This window comes from Pseudomonas sp. PSE1(2024), from assembly GCF_050990555.1.
In the GTDB taxonomy this organism is placed as follows: Bacteria; Pseudomonadota; Gammaproteobacteria; order Pseudomonadales; family Pseudomonadaceae; genus Aquipseudomonas; species Aquipseudomonas aphyarum.
Genome location: NZ_CP158967.1, coordinates 2,453,324 through 2,468,274, shown reverse-complemented (window position 1 = coordinate 2,468,274; position 14,951 = coordinate 2,453,324). Strand labels below are relative to the sequence as shown.

The following is a 14,951-nucleotide window of genomic DNA, read 5'->3' as shown; positions in this document are numbered from 1 at the left end:
CAATAAAAGAGGTGCATATGGCAGGTTTCGACAAGCGCGTGTATTCCTACGAGGAAGCCATGGCAGGTCTTGAAGACGGCATGACCGTGATCGCCGGCGGCTTCGGCCTGTGCGGCATTCCGGAAAACCTGATCGCCGAGATCAAGCGCAAGGGCACCCGCGACCTCACCGTCGTCTCCAACAACTGCGGCGTTGATGGCTTCGGCCTCGGCGTGCTGCTGACCGACCGCCAGATCAGCAAGGTGGTCGCCTCCTACGTCGGCGAAAACAAACTGTTCGAAGAGCAACTGCTCAAAGGCGACATCGAAGTCGTCCTGACTCCGCAAGGCACCCTCGCCGAAAAAATGCGCGCAGGCGGCGCCGGCATCCCGGCCTTTTTCACCGCAACCGGCGTCGGCACTCCGGTTGCCGAAGGCAAGGAAGTGCGTGAATTCCACGGTCGCAAGTACCTGATGGAAGAGTCCATCACCGGCGACTTCGCCATCGTCAAAGGCTGGAAAGCCGACCACTTCGGCAACGTCATCTACCGCCACACCGCCCAGAACTTCAACCCGCTGGCCGCCACCGCCGGCAAGATCACCGTGGTCGAAGTCGAAGAAATCGTCGAACCCGGCGAGCTGGATCCGGCACACATCCACACGCCCGGCATCTACGTCGACCGGGTCATTTGCGGCACGTTCGAAAAACGCATCGAACAACGCACCATCCGCAAATAATCCAGGCTGACGGAGAACAAGAACATGGCACTTACCCGCGAACAAATGGCTCAACGCGTCGCCCGCGAAATGCAGGACGGCTACTACGTGAACCTCGGCATCGGCATCCCGACCCTGGTCGCCAACTACATCCCCGAAGGCATGGAAGTCATGCTGCAATCGGAAAATGGTCTGCTCGGCATGGGCCCGTTCCCGACTGAAGAAACCATCGACGCCGACATGATCAACGCCGGCAAGCAGACCGTGACCGCGCGCATCGGCGCGTCGATCTTCAGCTCTGCCGAATCCTTCGCAATGATCCGTGGCGGTCACGTCGACCTGACCGTGCTCGGCGCCTTCGAAGTGGACGTGCAAGGCAACATCGCCTCGTGGATGATCCCCGGCAAACTGGTCAAGGGCATGGGCGGCGCGATGGATCTCGTAGCCGGCGCCGACAACATCATCGTCATCATGACCCACGCGTCCAAGGACGGTGAGTCCAAGTTGCTGAGCCAGTGCAGCCTGCCGCTGACCGGCGCCGGTTGCATCAAGCGCGTCCTGACTGACCTTGCGTACCTGGAAATCGAAAATGGCGCTTTTGTCCTCAAGGAACGCGCACCTGGCGTCAGCGTCGAGGAAATCGTCGCCAAAACCGCTGGTAAACTGATCGTCCCGGATCACGTACCGGAAATGCAGTTCGCTGCCGAGTGAGGAATTCGAAAATGCAAGACGTCGTCATTGTTGCCGCCACGCGTACCGCGATCGGCAGTTTCCAGGGATCGCTGGCCACCGTCTCCGCCGTGGATCTGGGCGCAGCGGTCATCCGCCAGTTGCTTGAGCAGACCGGTCTGGACGGTGCTCAGGTCGATGAAGTGATCATGGGCCAGGTGCTGACCGCCGGCGCCGGCCAGAACCCGGCGCGCCAGTCGGCGATCAAGGCCGGCCTGCCCCACGCCGTACCGGCCATGACCCTGAACAAGGTTTGCGGCTCGGGCCTCAAGGCTCTGCACCTCGGCGCCCAGGCGATCCGTTGCGGCGACGCTGACGTGATCATCGCCGGCGGCCAGGAAAACATGAGTCTGGCCAACTACGTCATGCCGGGCGCACGCACCGGTCTGCGCATGGGTCACGCACAAATCGTCGACACCATGATCAGCGATGGCCTGTGGGATGCGTTCAACGATTACCACATGGGCATCACCGCCGAGAACCTGGTCGAGAATTACGAGATCAGCCGCGAGCAGCAGGACGCCTTCGCTGCCGCGTCGCAACAGAAAGCCGCCGCTGCCATCGAGGCCGGCCGGTTTGTCGATGAAATCACCCCGATCCTGATCCCGCAGCGCAAAGGCGATCCGGTGGCGTTCAAGGTTGACGAGCAGCCACGCGGCGACACCACCGCCGAATCCCTGGCCAAACTGCGTCCGGCCTTCAAGAAGGACGGCAGCGTCACCGCCGGCAACGCTTCGTCGCTGAACGACGGCGCCGCCGCCGTGATCCTGATGAGCGCCGAAAAAGCCAAGGCCCTGGGCCTGCCGGTACTGGCGAAAATCGCTGCCTATGCTAACGCGGGCGTCGACCCGGCGATCATGGGCATCGGCCCGGTGTCGGCCACTCGTCGCTGCCTGGACAAGGCCGGCTGGAGCATCGGCCAGCTGGATCTGATCGAAGCCAACGAAGCCTTCGCCGCACAATCGCTGGCGGTGGCCAAGGATCTGCAATGGGATCTGGACAAGGTCAACGTCAACGGCGGCGCCATCGCCCTCGGTCACCCGATCGGTGCATCGGGCTGCCGTGTGCTGGTGACTCTGCTGCATGAAATGATCAAGCGTGACGCGAAAAAGGGTCTGGCGACCCTGTGCATCGGCGGCGGCCAAGGCGTGGCCCTGGCGCTGGAACGCGCTTAAACGCAAAGAGCAATAACAGACAGCGGGTGGATCCACGACATCCGCTCGCTGTCTGCCGCAAAAAAACTGTGGGAGCGAGCTTGCTCGCGATGACGGCGGCACAGTCAACATTATTGTTGAATGTAAAGCCACTTTCGCGAGCAAGCTCGCTCCCACTTTGGTTTGAGTTCAGCAATCGAATCAGGCGAACTTCACCAGATTCAGCACCGGCAACGGCCCGCCCGGGAACTGCACCAGTCGCGCGCCCACGCTCAATTCGCCCAGGTCGATCCCGAAGAAGCCGAGCTGATCAATCAGCGCGCCGACTTCTGCCTTGGCCTGCGCATCATCCCCGGACAGGAACAACACACGCTTGCCGCCCTCCGACGCCGGATCCGCTTCCAGCAAACGCGCCAGCAAGTGGTTGAACGCCTTGACCACCCGCGCGCCCGGCACCCATTCGGCGAACACTTCGCTGGACGGCCGCCCCTGCAAATCCACCGGTTTGAACGATGGCGCTTCAATCGAGTTGTTGGCATCGATGACGATCCGCCCGGTAAAGTCCGGCAGCCCGGCCAGTGCCGTCGGCAATTTCGACCAGTTCACCGCGACCAGCACAATGTCCTGGGCGGCGGCTTCTTCACGGGTAACGGCGCGGGCGGTCGGGCCGAGTTCTGCGACCAGTTCCGACAAGGTGTCCGGCCCGCGACTGTTGGCGATGACCAACGGGATGCCCTGACGTGACAAGGCTTTGGCAAACGCTGAACCGATGGCGCCAGCGCCGATGATTCCGATAGTGCTCATGGTGTTCTCCTCAAAGTGGGGTAAGACTCGAAACGAATCTTGCGCTTGCCATTCCCACTTGATTAGCCGGTAATGCCTTGAATGATCTTCAAGCATTGCTATCAGGTCGAAACCATGGAAACCCTTGCCAATCTTGAATCCTTCGTCCGCAGCGCCGAGACCGGCAGCTTCTCCGCCGCCGCACGGTTGCTGGCGCTGACTCCGGCGGCGGTCAGCCGCAACGTGGCGATTCTTGAACGCAATCTCGGCGTGCGGCTGTTTCAGCGCTCGACCCGAAAGCTGTCGCTAACCGAGGCCGGTGAAGGTTTTCTGGCAAGTATCGGCGGCAACCTCGACGCCTTGCAGGCCGCGATTGCCACTGTGGCGACCGAACGCGGCGAGCCGGCGGGTGTGCTCAAGATCAGCCTGCCGCCGACATTCGGCATCGATCACATGCTGCCGCTGCTGCCGGAGTTTCTGGCGCGCTATCCGCTGATTCGCCCGGAATGGCACTTCGAGAATCGTCAGGTGGATTTGATCGCCGAGGGTTATGACGTGGCGATTGGCGGCGGCTTCGAACTGACGCCCGGCGTGGTCGCCCGGCCATTGTCGTCCGCCGAAGTGCTCGCGGTGGCGTCGCCGGCGTATCTGGCCGGACGCGCCCTGCCGCAACATCCGGCCGATCTCGCCGATCACCACGGCATCGTCATGCGCGGCCTGCGCACCGGGCGCCTGCGCCAATGGCAGATGCACAACGAAACAGGCGAACAGGCCAGCGCCCTGCTCAACCCGAACATCGTGCTGAATGACCCGATGGCCATGCGCACCGCTGCGCTGCTGGGTCTGGGCGTGACGATGCTGGTGCTGCCGGATGTCAGCGCGCAGATCGAACGCGGTGAGCTGGTGCGGCTGCTGCCCGACTGGCAGTGCGATGCCGGGGCGATTTCGCTGTACTACCCGAGCCGCACCTTGCTGCCGGCCAAGACCCGGGTGTTCATTGATTTTGTGGTCGAGGCGTTTGGCCGTTAGGCGGCCAGCTGCAGAATCAGCCAGGCATTCGCTCCGCTGATCACCACAAACAATCCCCACGCGAGAACCTTGGTCGGTAACCGGTTCACAAACGGCCCCATCAGCTGTTTGTCGTTGGTCATGCGAATCAGCGGATACAGCGCAAACGGCAATTGCAGGCTCAACACCACCTGGCTCAGCACCAGCAACTTGCCCACCGCGCCGTCGCCCATCAGCCACACGCCGATGAATGCCGGGATCAGCGCCAGCCCGCGGGTGATCAGGCGCCGCTGCCAGCAAGGGATTCGCAGGTTCAGATAGCCTTCCATGATCACTTGCCCGGCGATGGTGCCGGTGAAGGTCGAACTCTGCCCCGACGCCAGCAGCGCCACGCCGAACAGCACGCTGGCCAGCGCGCCGCCCACCAGTGGGTCGAGCAAGTGATAGGCGTCCTGGATGTCGACCACGTCGGTGTGTCCGGACTGATGAAAGGCTGCCGCCGCGAGAATCAGGATCGCCGCGTTGACCAGCAACGCCAGCGCCAGCGAACCAATGGTGTCGATGCGCGCCAGTTTCACCGCGTCTTGCTTGCTGGCCAGATCCTTGCCGATCAGTCGCGTCTGTACGATCGAAGTGTGCAGGTAAAGATTGTGCGGCATCACCGTGGCCCCGAGGATGCCAATGGCCAGATACAACGGCGCGGCATCGCTGATCGCCGACAGCGACGGTTTGAAGCCTTGGGCGACGTCCGGCCAGTACGGTTTGATCAGCAACAGCTCGACGAAGAAACACGCGCCGATGGTGCCCACCAGCACCAGCATGATCGCCTCGAGCCGGCGGAAACCACGGTTTTGCAGGGCCAGCACCAGCAACGTATCGAATGCGGTCAGGGCGATGCCGAACGTCAGCGAACAGCCCAGCAACAGGTGAAACGCCAGCGCACAGCCGAGCACTTCAGCCAGGTCAGTGGCAATGATCGAGATTTCCGCCAGCACCCATTGCAGCCGCGCCGTCGCAGTGCTGTAGCGTTCGCGGGACAACTGCGCCAGATCGCGTCCGGTGGCGATGCCCAATCGCGAGCACAGGCATTGCACGACCATGCCCGCCAGACTCGCCAGCAACACCACGAACAACAGGCTGTAGCCGAAGCGCGAACCGGCCTCGATGGCGGTGGCCCAGTTGCCCGGATCCATGTAGCCGATCGACACCAGCAAACCGGGGCCGGCAAAGCGCAGCACGCGTTTGAAGAACGAGGCGTTGGGATCGACCGGGACACTGCCGGCCACCTCCGGCGGGCAGAACGGCGCCGTGGCGATTTTGGGCAAGCTGAATTTCACGCACACATCCAGAAACAAGTCGAAAGACGCAGCTTAGACGTTTCAGTCGATGTGCCCAAGCGCAGATGTGCTGCGCTCAGGGTTTGGCGTTGCCGAGCAATTGCTGGCGCAGCTCGGGACTGCGCGTGCGCGGGTCGAGCCAGATGTCGAAAAACGCCCGGGCAAACTGCGGATCATCGATTTCATGCTGCAACTGTTGGCCGACAAAGAAACGCGCGCCCTGCCCCGGCAGATAGACCCCGGTGATGCGTGTGCCGGCCTGCACGTCGACGAACGATTGCTGCATGTGGGTTTGCCACACGGCCAGTTGCACCGGGCTGAGGGAAGCACCGGCCAGACGCCTGATCTCATCGACGCTGGCCTTCACCAGGTCATCGCGGGAAATGGAGCGCCGGTAGATCAGCTCAAGTGCAAAGGGCTGCCCATCGGCCAGCGGTCGCGCCGCGCTCCACAATCGAGCGTTGTAGACGTCGAAACCGAACACGCTGAAATCGCCGGTGCCGATGATCTGTGCGCCGGGCACCGCGTCCTGCCAACTGGCCCAGGTGGGTGTCAGCAACAAGGCCCACAAGCCGATCCCGCAGCATCCACGCAACACCTTCGGTGTACTGCTCATCGCGGCATCGACTCCGGTAAACCCTGATACTCAGAGCATAGTCGGCTATCGCGCTCGTCATTTTGTATACATGTTTTGCATGCATATGCAGCAATCCATTCATGACAATGCTAACGTGGCCCTCATTCACCCCGACGGAGACACCTGCGTGCTGATCCTCAAACTGCTGCTGATTCCCGGTTTCCTGCTGCTGATTTCCCTCGCGGGCAAGCGATGGGGCCCCAGCGTTGCCGGGTGGCTGTCGGGATTGCCGGTGGTGGTCGGGCCCATTCTGTTTTTTCTGGCCATCGAGCAAGGCCCGGCGTTTGCCGCGCAATCGGCGGTCGCGGCGCTGTCGGCCATGTTTGCGATGATCGCGTTTTGCGTCACTTATGCGCAGGTGGCCCAGCGGGCGAACTGGCCGCTGGCATTGGTGGTTTCCTTATCGGTCTGGGCCGTGCTGGCGCTGATCCTGTCGCTGATTCCGGCCTCGCTGCCTTTCTCGATTGCCGCCGCTGCAACTGCCCTTCTTGCCGCGCCATACCTGTTTCCCAAGGTGCAACCGGTGGTCAGCGGCCCGGCGCCGAAGTCGGACAAACTGGTCTGGCGAATGATCGCCGGGGCGGCGTTGACACTGGTGGTGACGATGCTGGCCAGCACCGTCGGCGAACGCTGGAGCGGTCTGCTCGCGGTGTTCCCGGTGCTCGGCAGCGTGATGGCGGTGTTTTCCCAGCAGACCCGTGGCCCGGCGTTTACCGCCGCGTTGTTGCGGGCGACAGCGACGGGGATGTATTCGTTTTCGGCGTTCTGCCTGGTGTTGGCGCTGATAGTCCCAAGCCTGGGCTTCGGCGGTTTCGTGGTGGCCGTGGCCGTTTCGGTGGCGATGCTGGGCGTCACCCGGCAGTTGCTGGCCAAACCTGCACCGACACCGTCGCCGAACTGAGCCCGCCTGGACAAACCGCTCTGGAGTGCCGGGTGTGCTCCGTGGGATGATCGCCGCCCAAGCGCGACCATCCCTCGGAGATTCGAATGTCATTGCTTAGCAAGAAAGCCGTCGTCCTGTTGTTGGCGGCGGTGGCCGGTTTCGGCGCCATCAATGCTCAGGCAGCCAAGGCCAAAGAGAAGGCTGTCACCGAGAAAGTCTCGATGCTCGACGGCAAATTCAGTTTTGTCCTGCCCAAGGGCTTTGTCGGCGACCCGCTAGCGGCCGGCCCGACCGGTGCCAAGGGCACTATGTACAGCAACGATGCCACCAAGACTGTGGTCATCGTCGCCGAAAATCAGATTCCCGAAGGCAACAACGTCAAGGACAACGACAGTACGTTCCTCGACGGCACCGTCTCCGATTTCATCGACGCCCAGCGCAAAGCCCTGCCGGACTTCAACAAACTCAGCGAAAAGAGCCTGACCCAGAAAGGCAATGGCCTGGGCCTGCGTCAGGTCGACAGCACCGCCACCCAGGGCGGCGGCCAGACTCTCAACACCACGTTGCTGGCCGGTTCCGGCACGCGCATGGCGCTGGTCCAGGTGATTTCCCGAGCCAGCGACAAGAGCGGTCACGAGGCACTGGTGAAAACCATCCTCAAGGAAAAGTGATCTTCACGGGTTGAGTTGCTGCAACCATTCGTTCAAATCCCGAAGCTCGGCCGCGCTGATGCTGTGGCCGACGCCGGGATAGGCATGAAATTGCGGTTTGTACGACAGCTTCTGCAACAACGCATCGGCCTCGGTGCCACCGCTGTACGGCACACGGTCATCCGCCGTGCCGTGGCCGATGAAGATTTCCAGCGGCGGATGCTGTTGCTCTGACTTCAGCTCGCTCTTGAGCACCGGCAACACCCGCCCGCTCAACGCGGCAATGCCACCCACCGCCGCCGGCTGCCGCAGTCCGACCTCATAGGTCATCATCGCGCCCTGGCTGAAACCGATCAGGTACACCTTCTCCGGTTGCGCGTGATATTTCTGCGCCGCAGCGGCGATAAAGGCCCGCAGTTTCTGGCTGCTGGCCTTCAGATCATCCGTCTCGCCGTTGTAGGCCCCTTCGCCTTTCTTGCGAAACCATTGGAAACGCCCCTCCCCCAACGCCATCGGTGCCTGCACCGACAGGTAGTTGTACTGCTTGGGCAGCTGAAATTTCATACCGATCAAGTCTGCTTCGTTACTGCCATAGCCATGCAGGAAAATCACCAGCGGACGCTGTTCGGCGTCCGGGTGCACCTGGGCCAGGTAGTTGAGTGGCAGATCGTTTTGCAGCGAGGTCTGAGCCTGAACGGCAGTGGACGCGAGCAGCGTCAACAGCGCAAACACCTTCAACATAAGCTTTCCTTCACACAGTGCAGGGTTCGGGGCAGAGCCTAACACTGTGATCCGGAGGATGGGGTGTCAGTCGTTGATCAGCTTTCCAACTCGAATCGGCTCGCGCCCCGCCACTTTCGCCTGCCAGATGCCCGGCTGGGTGTAGCGACCGCGATCGATGGCGAACAACACGCCGCTGGTGCCGGCGCGCACGGTGGTCACGCGGTCGTTCAGCGGATCGACCACCTCGAATAGCGCATCGCCGCGCTCGACCCATTCACCAGCATCGCGTAGGAAACTCACCACGCCATGGTGCGGTGCGAACAGGTATTCGGTGCCTTCGAACGGCATGCCTTCGCAGCATTCTTCCGGCGCTTTCGGCCAATCGCCGCTGATGAAGCCCTGCTCGGCCAGGAAGCCGAGGATCGCCTCGCAATTGGCCTGAGCCTGATCGACGCGGGTGTCGCCCATGCTGCCCAGTTCCAGAGTGGTGGCGAGGTTGGCCGGTGGAATCGCCGCGTTCGGGAAGGCCCGGGCCAGGCGCAACCACGGCGAAGAGCAGGATTCATCGAACGAGCTGCCGCCGGAATCTTCACACAGCAGCGCCACGCCAGCCTTCAGGCGTGCGGCGAGGGACTGCCACTGCGGCCAGTGTTGCGGCAGTGCGTAAATATGAATCGCGGCGTCAAAGTCGCAATGCAGGTCGAGGGTGATGTCGGCCTCACAGGCGTGGCGCAGCAACAGGCGGTGCAGCGCTTCCAGTTGCGAGGCCGGAGCTGGCAGTTCGTCGAGGACCTGGCCCATGGTCTGGCGGATCAACGCAATGTTGGCTTGGGCATCACTACCCAACTGACTCCCGACGCGCTCGGCCACCGGCGCGCTGAGCTCGACGAAGGAGCGGTTGAAGTTCTTGCCGCTGCCCAGCTCGAAACGCCCCATGTGGCTGCCTTGCAGGTGCTGATCGAGGCCGATCGGGTTGGCCACCGGCACCAGTTCGATCACGCCTTGCAACTGACCGTTGCTTTCCAGCTCGGCCAGGCGTTTTTTCAGTTCCCACGCGGTGCGCATGCCCGGCAGTTCATCGGCGTGCAGGCTGGCCTGGATGTAGACCTTGCGCGGGCCGGCGCCGTAACGGAACACGCTCAGGGAACGTTCGCTGCCCAAGTGGCTCCAGGGCAGAAGATGGTCGATGCGTTGCATGGGGAACTCCGGGAATTCTGTGGTCGTTGCCGGGGCAATGACTGCATTGAAAATGTGCTGACAGGATAAATCACGGGCGAAAAAAAAGTGGCCACCGCGTCAACGGGGCCACTTTTTTCTACGGCGTATTAATGGCCGTACACGTCAAAGTCGAAGTACTTGTCCTGCACTTGCTTGTACTTGCCGTTGGCGCGGATTTCGTTGATGGCGCTGTTGAATTTCTCCGCCAGCTCGGTATCGCCTTTACGCACTGCGATACCGGCGCCGCCGCCGAAGTACTTGGCGTCTTCGTAGGTCGGGCCGACGAATTCGAAGCCTTTGCCGGCGTCGGTTTTCAGGAAGCCGTCGCTCAGGTTGACCGAGTCGGCCAGCATCGCGTCGATACGACCGGAAACCATGTCCAGGTTGGCTTCCTGCTGCGAGCCGTAACGCACCAGCTCGATCCCGGCCGGCACCAGCACTTCGGTCGCGTAACGGTCGTGGGTACTGGCACGCAGCACGCCGACTTTCTTGCCTTTGAGTTCGACCAGCGGGTCTTTCACGCCCGAGCCTGCCTTCATCACGAAGCGCGCCGGGGTATGGTAGTACTTGATGGTGAAATCGACGTTTTTCTTGCGGTCGTCAGTGATGGTCATCGAGGACAGGATCGCGTCGATCTTCTTCACTTTCAGCGCCGGGATCAGGCCGTCGAATTCTTGCTCGACCCAGGTGCATTTGACTTTCATCTGCTCACACAGCGCATCGCCGATGTCCACGTCGAAACCGGCCAGTTTGCCGTCAGGGGTTTTCATCGAGAATGGCGGGTAACCGGCTTCGATACCGATACGGATCGGTTTGGCGTCTTCGGCCACGGCGGTCAGGGACAACATCGACAGTGCCAGGGCACCGAACATAACCAGCTTTTTCATTTATTACTCCCGTGTGCGGAGGCTTTTATTGGCAGCTTTCGATTGTCAGGTTCGGCCTTGGGCTGTGTAGCGCAAAGAAACCGAAGTGGCCGGCAGTCTATGGCGGCGCGCACGGGGCAAATTGTGTTTAAGCGACAAATACTTACAGAAAATCGGCGAGTGCCATCACGTGCGAAAAGTGTGCGCCAGAGCGGTGCAAGGGTTGTAGGACAAAGCCGACAAAAGGTGCCGCCGAAGCGGCAACCCTCCGGCTATCAGCAATCGCAGGCGATCGGCGCGGCGGCGACGCGCGGTGTCGCAACACTCAGCTGAAAGCCTTCATCGAGCCAGCCGGTCACCCCGCCGATCATCTCCTTGACCGGATAACCCAGCGCCGCCAGCTTCACCGCGGCCTTGTTGGCGCCATTGCAGTGAGGGCCGGCGCAATAGACCACGAACAGGGTGTTTTTCGGGTAGTCCGCCAGCCCTTCAGCTGTCAGCAAACGCCCCGGAATATTGATCGCCCCGGGGACATGCCCACGCTCGAAGGCCAGCGGCCCGCGCACGTCCACCAGCACAAAGTCGACTTCGTCGGCTTCCTGGCTGCTGAAGACGTCGGAACAATCGGTTTCGAAGGTCAGACGATTGCTGAAATGCATCAGGGCAATGGCCGAAGGGGCGGCAGGAATTTCGCGAACCAGGCTGGGCATGTTGAATCACTCCTTTGTCTGTGGGCATGAGCAGACTTTATCGAGCCGCCGCTTGCCGCTACAGTGGCGCACAAGACACTCACCGGGAATTTTCCGCCAAATGCCTGATTCACCTGGATTGGTCGCGATTCTGGCCTACGACGGCCTCTGCACATTCGAGTTCGGCATCGCCGTGGAGATCTTCGGCCTGGCCCGGCCGGAGTTTGATTTCCCGTGGTACGAGCACTGCATCGCCGCCGTCGATCAAGGCCCGATGCGCGCCATGGGCGGGATTCAGGTGCTGGCCGATGGCGGTCTTGAGCTGTTGGCGGATGCACGCACCATCATCATTCCCGGCTGGCGCGACCGCAGTGCGCCAGTGCCCGAGGCCTTGCTCGAAGCATTGCGTGATGCCCATTCACGCGGCGCCCGGTTGCTGTCGATCTGCTCGGGCGTGTTTGTGCTGGCCGCCAGCGGCCTGCTCGACGGGCACGGCGCCACCACTCACTGGCGCTACACCTCGGAGCTGGCCGAGCGATTCCCGGCCATCGATGTCGATCCGGACGTGCTTTACGTCGATTCCGGCCAATTGATTACTTCGGCCGGCAGCGCGGCCGGAATCGACGCCTGCCTGCACCTGGTGGCGCGGGACTTCGGCACCCAGATCGCCAACTCGGTGGCGCGACGGCTGGTGATGTCGCCGCAGCGCACCGGGGGTCAGGCGCAATTCATTCCGACACCGGTCAGCCCAACGCCGCGCAGCGACCTGTCGCGCGTGATGCAGTGGGCCCGCGAGCGCCTGCACGAACCGCTGGAAGTGCGCGATCTGGCCAGCGAAGCGGCGATGAGCGAACGCACCTTCCTGCGCAAATTTACCGAAGCCAGCGGCCAGTCACCCAAGGCCTGGCTGCAACACGAACGCCTGGCCCGGGCCCGGGAATTGCTGGAAAGCACGCCGCAGAACACCGAGCAGATCGCCCTGCGCTGTGGTTATCGCTCGGTGGAAAGCTTTCGTGTGGCGTTTCGCAGTGTGGTCGGGGTGCCGCCGTCGGTGTATCGCGAGCGCTTCGGTCGCAAGATCAAGGCTTGCGCAACAGATAGGTATCCATGATCCAGCCATGCTCGGCCCGCGCGGCTTTGCGCACCCGTTCGATCTCATCGGCAACGTCGCCGAGCTTGCCATGGATGAGGATTTCATCCGGCGTGCCAAGGTAGGCGCCCCAATAAATCTCGGTCTCCTGATCCGCCACCTGGTGGTAGGAATCTTCCGCGTCGAGCATCACCACCAGACTGTCCGTGTCACTCACCTGCCCCGCCGCCAGGCGCCGGCCGGTGGTGATTTCAATCGAGCGACCGATGGTGTTCAACGGCACCTTGTGTTGTGCCGCCAGGGCCTGAACGCTGGTGATGCCGGGAATGACTTCAAATTCAAACTCACATCGCCCCGAAGCCAGAATCGCCTGCAGAATACGAATCGTGCTGTCGTACAACGCAGGATCGCCCCACACCAGAAAACCGCCGCACTGCCCGTCAGACAATTCGTTATTGATCAGGCGTTCGAAGGTTTGCTGCTTGGCGCGGTTCAGATCATCGACGCTGGCGCTGTAGTCCACATCGCCGCGCTCGCGTTCCGGGCTGTGGGCTTCGGCGAAACGGTACGTACGATCAGTGATGTAGCGCTCGCAGATTTCTCGCCGCAGGTCGATCAGCTTGTCCTTGCTCTGGCCCTTGTCCATCAGGAAAAACACGTCCACCCGGTTCAGCGCCTTCACCGCCTGCATCGTGATGTAGTCCGGGTTGCCGGCACCGATGCCGATCACCAGCAATCGCTTCATTGCTCCGCTCCTTCCAGGTTCATGCCTGACAAGCGTAGCCGCCAGCGCCCGGTAAACCGCAGATCGACCACCGCCAGCGGCTCGACATCGATGTTGTGAAACGCCTCGCCCTGCACGACCTGCATCAATGCAGCACGAATCACGAACGGATGGGTAACCGCCACCACGTGCCCCGGCGTGGCTTGCAGTGAAACCAGCCACGCGGCCACCCGCTCGCGCAGTTGCGCCACCGACTCGCCGCCGTGGGGTGCGGCGTGCGGATCTTCGAGCCAGGCTTGCAATGCCTCGGGTTCGTTTCGTTGCAAGTCCTTGATCGACTGACCTTGCCAGCGTCCCCAGTCGCAATCACGCAGGGCCTGATCGATTTGCGCTTCATGGCCAAACCACGCCGCTGTCTGGCGGGTACGCAGCTCCGGGCCGCAAATCAGCCGTGAAGCTGTGTCGAAACGCGAAGCAAGCGAGCAGGACGCCAGCGCCGTTTCTTCAACAGCTTCGTTCGTAGGAAAACACGCCAATTTTTGTGCGACTGTTCTGGCATGGCAGATCAATGTCAAACGGGTGGTCTGCACGGGAAGTCACTCGGCTGGAAAACAGGACGGTCATCGACAAAGTCGCTGATGCGGCGGCAATTGTGCCGTAAACCGGGCGGCCTCGGGCAAGTCGATTGGGCGACTCGAGCGCATGAAAGCGGCAATGTCTGACACCACTATGGGCAATGGACTACAAGACCGATCGACATCCGTGTAACCCTTGCGTTACGGGCATCCCGCCCCATTTTGGGGCTTGGTTTAAACGCCGAAAAATTCGCTAGACATGTAGCGTCAGTTACATAAATACTGTTTTAACGGATTGTGAAGCGAATTCAACACCCCATCCAGCAGGAGCCCGGATGCCCCCTTTAAGAGACCTGATCACCGACCCCGGCCTTGACCTGACGCCGTCGGAGCGCAAAGTCGTTCGCGCCTTGCTCGATCAGTATCCACGCAACGGGCTTGGCCCGATGGCGCGCCTGGCCGAACATGCCGGCGTCAGCGATCCAACCATCGTGCGGCTGGTGAAAAAGCTCGGCTTCGGTGGTTACGCCGAATTCCAGGACGCCCTGCTCAGTGACATGGACCATCGCCTGCGCTCACCGCGCACGCTGTTGCAGCCGCGCTCGCATCAGAACAAGGACGATGCCTGGAGTCACTACCTGGCTCATAGCCACAACCTGCTGGCCGAAACCCAGGCCCTGACTCAACCGGAAGATGTGCGAATTCTGGCCGACTGGCTGCTCGACACCCGCCATCAGGTGTACTGCTTCGGCGGGCGCTTCAGCAGCCTGATGGCGACTTACCTGCTCAATCATTTGCGCCTGCTGCGCCCCGGCTGCTTTGCGCTGGAAGACAACGCGCAACTGCCGGATCGCCTGTTCGACCTGCAACGTCAGGATGTGGTGCTGGTGTTCGACTATCGCCGCTACCAGACCCAGGCCCTGCGCGTGGCGAGCGCGGCGAAGAACAACAACGCCCGCGTCGTGCTGTTCACCGACATCTATGCCTCGCCGCTGCGCGAACTGGCCGACATGATCATCAGCGCTCCGGTGGAGTCGGCCTCGCCGTTCGACACCATGGTCCCGGCGCTGGCCCAGGTCGAGGCATTGATTGCCTGCCTGACCCTGCGTTGCCCGGACCTGGCCGATCGCCTGGAAGGCATCGATGCCCTGCGCAACGACTTCGACACCCATTTGCTGGAGGATAAATAA

17 protein-coding genes are annotated in these 14,951 nt (G+C 61.9%); 8 read left to right on the top strand and 9 right to left on the bottom strand.

The features are described from left to right. Positions 1–17: 17 nt before the first annotated feature. From ABTV87_RS11215 to ABTV87_RS11205, 3 genes are read left to right on the top strand one after another with little or no spacing between them, the layout of a single operon-like run. Positions 18–716 carry a CoA transferase subunit A gene (locus tag ABTV87_RS11215; RefSeq protein WP_007956274.1) on the top strand — a complete coding sequence of 233 codons (699 nt, stop codon included), beginning with the start codon at positions 18–20 and terminating at the stop codon, positions 714–716. 24 nt (positions 717–740) lie between these two features. Beyond that, positions 741–1,406 (top strand): CoA transferase subunit B, encoded by a 666-nt coding sequence (locus tag ABTV87_RS11210; RefSeq protein WP_115077327.1) that lies wholly within the window; start codon positions 741–743, stop codon positions 1,404–1,406. A gap of 11 nt (positions 1,407–1,417) precedes the next feature. Further along, positions 1,418–2,599, top strand: a complete 1,182-nt coding sequence (locus tag ABTV87_RS11205) for an acetyl-CoA C-acetyltransferase (RefSeq protein WP_433899503.1) — start codon at positions 1,418–1,420, stop codon at positions 2,597–2,599. A gap of 180 nt (positions 2,600–2,779) precedes the next feature. Here ABTV87_RS11205 and ABTV87_RS11200 read toward each other — a convergent pair whose 3' ends face one another. Next, entirely contained in the window at positions 2,780–3,382 is a 603-nt protein-coding gene (locus ABTV87_RS11200; RefSeq protein ID WP_085607579.1) for an NADPH-dependent F420 reductase, read from the bottom strand. A 114-nt stretch (positions 3,383–3,496) separates the two neighbouring features. On the opposite strand from ABTV87_RS11200, the gene ABTV87_RS11195 reads away from it, so the two are divergent. Next, on the top strand, positions 3,497–4,390 hold the full coding sequence (locus tag ABTV87_RS11195; protein ID WP_433899850.1) for a LysR family transcriptional regulator: 894 nt from the start codon (positions 3,497–3,499) through the stop codon (positions 4,388–4,390). Here the strand turns inward: ABTV87_RS11195 and ABTV87_RS11190 are convergent. Next, positions 4,387–5,655, bottom strand: coding sequence for an Nramp family divalent metal transporter (locus ABTV87_RS11190; protein ID WP_433899849.1), 1,269 nt, complete (start codon positions 5,653–5,655; stop codon positions 4,387–4,389). The two genes, ABTV87_RS11195 and ABTV87_RS11190, sit on opposite strands and share 4 nt — an antisense overlap. Before the next feature lie 127 nt (positions 5,656–5,782). After that, positions 5,783–6,322 (bottom strand): chalcone isomerase family protein, encoded by a 540-nt coding sequence (locus tag ABTV87_RS11185; RefSeq protein WP_433899502.1) that lies wholly within the window; start codon positions 6,320–6,322, stop codon positions 5,783–5,785. Positions 6,323–6,470: 148 nt separating this feature from the next. Here ABTV87_RS11185 and ABTV87_RS11180 point away from each other — a divergent pair, with 148 nt between their 5' ends. After that, entirely contained in the window at positions 6,471–7,244 is a 774-nt protein-coding gene (locus ABTV87_RS11180) for a hypothetical protein (RefSeq protein WP_433899501.1), read from the top strand. Between the two features lie 86 nt (positions 7,245–7,330). Beyond that, complete coding sequence (locus tag ABTV87_RS11175; RefSeq protein WP_433899500.1) at positions 7,331–7,897, top strand: hypothetical protein; 567 nt, start codon at positions 7,331–7,333, stop codon at positions 7,895–7,897. Between the two features lie 3 nt (positions 7,898–7,900). Here the strand turns inward: ABTV87_RS11175 and ABTV87_RS11170 are convergent, their stop codons facing one another. The 4 genes from ABTV87_RS11170 to ABTV87_RS11155 form a co-directional block, all read right to left on the bottom strand. Next, a complete protein-coding gene (locus ABTV87_RS11170; RefSeq protein WP_433899499.1) occupies positions 7,901–8,617 on the bottom strand; it encodes an alpha/beta hydrolase in 717 nt (238 codons plus the stop codon). A gap of 66 nt (positions 8,618–8,683) precedes the next feature. Continuing rightward, positions 8,684–9,796 carry a succinylglutamate desuccinylase/aspartoacylase family protein gene (locus ABTV87_RS11165; RefSeq protein WP_262160125.1) on the bottom strand — a complete coding sequence of 371 codons (1,113 nt, stop codon included), beginning with the start codon at positions 9,794–9,796 and terminating at the stop codon, positions 8,684–8,686. A 128-nt stretch (positions 9,797–9,924) separates the two neighbouring features. Further along, entirely contained in the window at positions 9,925–10,704 is a 780-nt protein-coding gene (locus ABTV87_RS11160; protein WP_221535094.1) for an ABC transporter substrate-binding protein, read from the bottom strand. A gap of 254 nt (positions 10,705–10,958) precedes the next feature. Then, entirely contained in the window at positions 10,959–11,393 is a 435-nt protein-coding gene (locus ABTV87_RS11155) for a rhodanese-like domain-containing protein (protein WP_433899498.1), read from the bottom strand. 100 nt (positions 11,394–11,493) lie between these two features. Between ABTV87_RS11155 and ftrA the strand changes: the two genes are divergently transcribed. Beyond that, positions 11,494–12,483 (top strand): transcriptional regulator FtrA, encoded by a 990-nt coding sequence (gene ftrA / locus ABTV87_RS11150; protein WP_433899497.1) that lies wholly within the window; start codon positions 11,494–11,496, stop codon positions 12,481–12,483. Here ftrA and cobF read toward each other — a convergent pair. Together cobF and ABTV87_RS11140 are read right to left on the bottom strand one after the other, a co-directional pair. Beyond that, a complete protein-coding gene (cobF, locus tag ABTV87_RS11145) occupies positions 12,452–13,207 on the bottom strand; it encodes a precorrin-6A synthase (deacetylating) (RefSeq protein ID WP_433899496.1) in 756 nt (251 codons plus the stop codon). The genes ftrA and cobF overlap by 32 nt on opposite strands. Then, positions 13,204–13,776 (bottom strand): histidine phosphatase family protein, encoded by a 573-nt coding sequence (locus ABTV87_RS11140; RefSeq protein ID WP_433899495.1) that lies wholly within the window; start codon positions 13,774–13,776, stop codon positions 13,204–13,206. The genes cobF and ABTV87_RS11140 overlap by 4 nt, the downstream gene beginning before the upstream one ends. A gap of 320 nt (positions 13,777–14,096) precedes the next feature. On the opposite strand from ABTV87_RS11140, the gene ABTV87_RS11135 reads away from it, so the two are divergent. Continuing rightward, positions 14,097–14,951 (top strand): MurR/RpiR family transcriptional regulator, encoded by an 855-nt coding sequence (locus tag ABTV87_RS11135; protein WP_007956246.1) that lies wholly within the window; start codon positions 14,097–14,099, stop codon positions 14,949–14,951.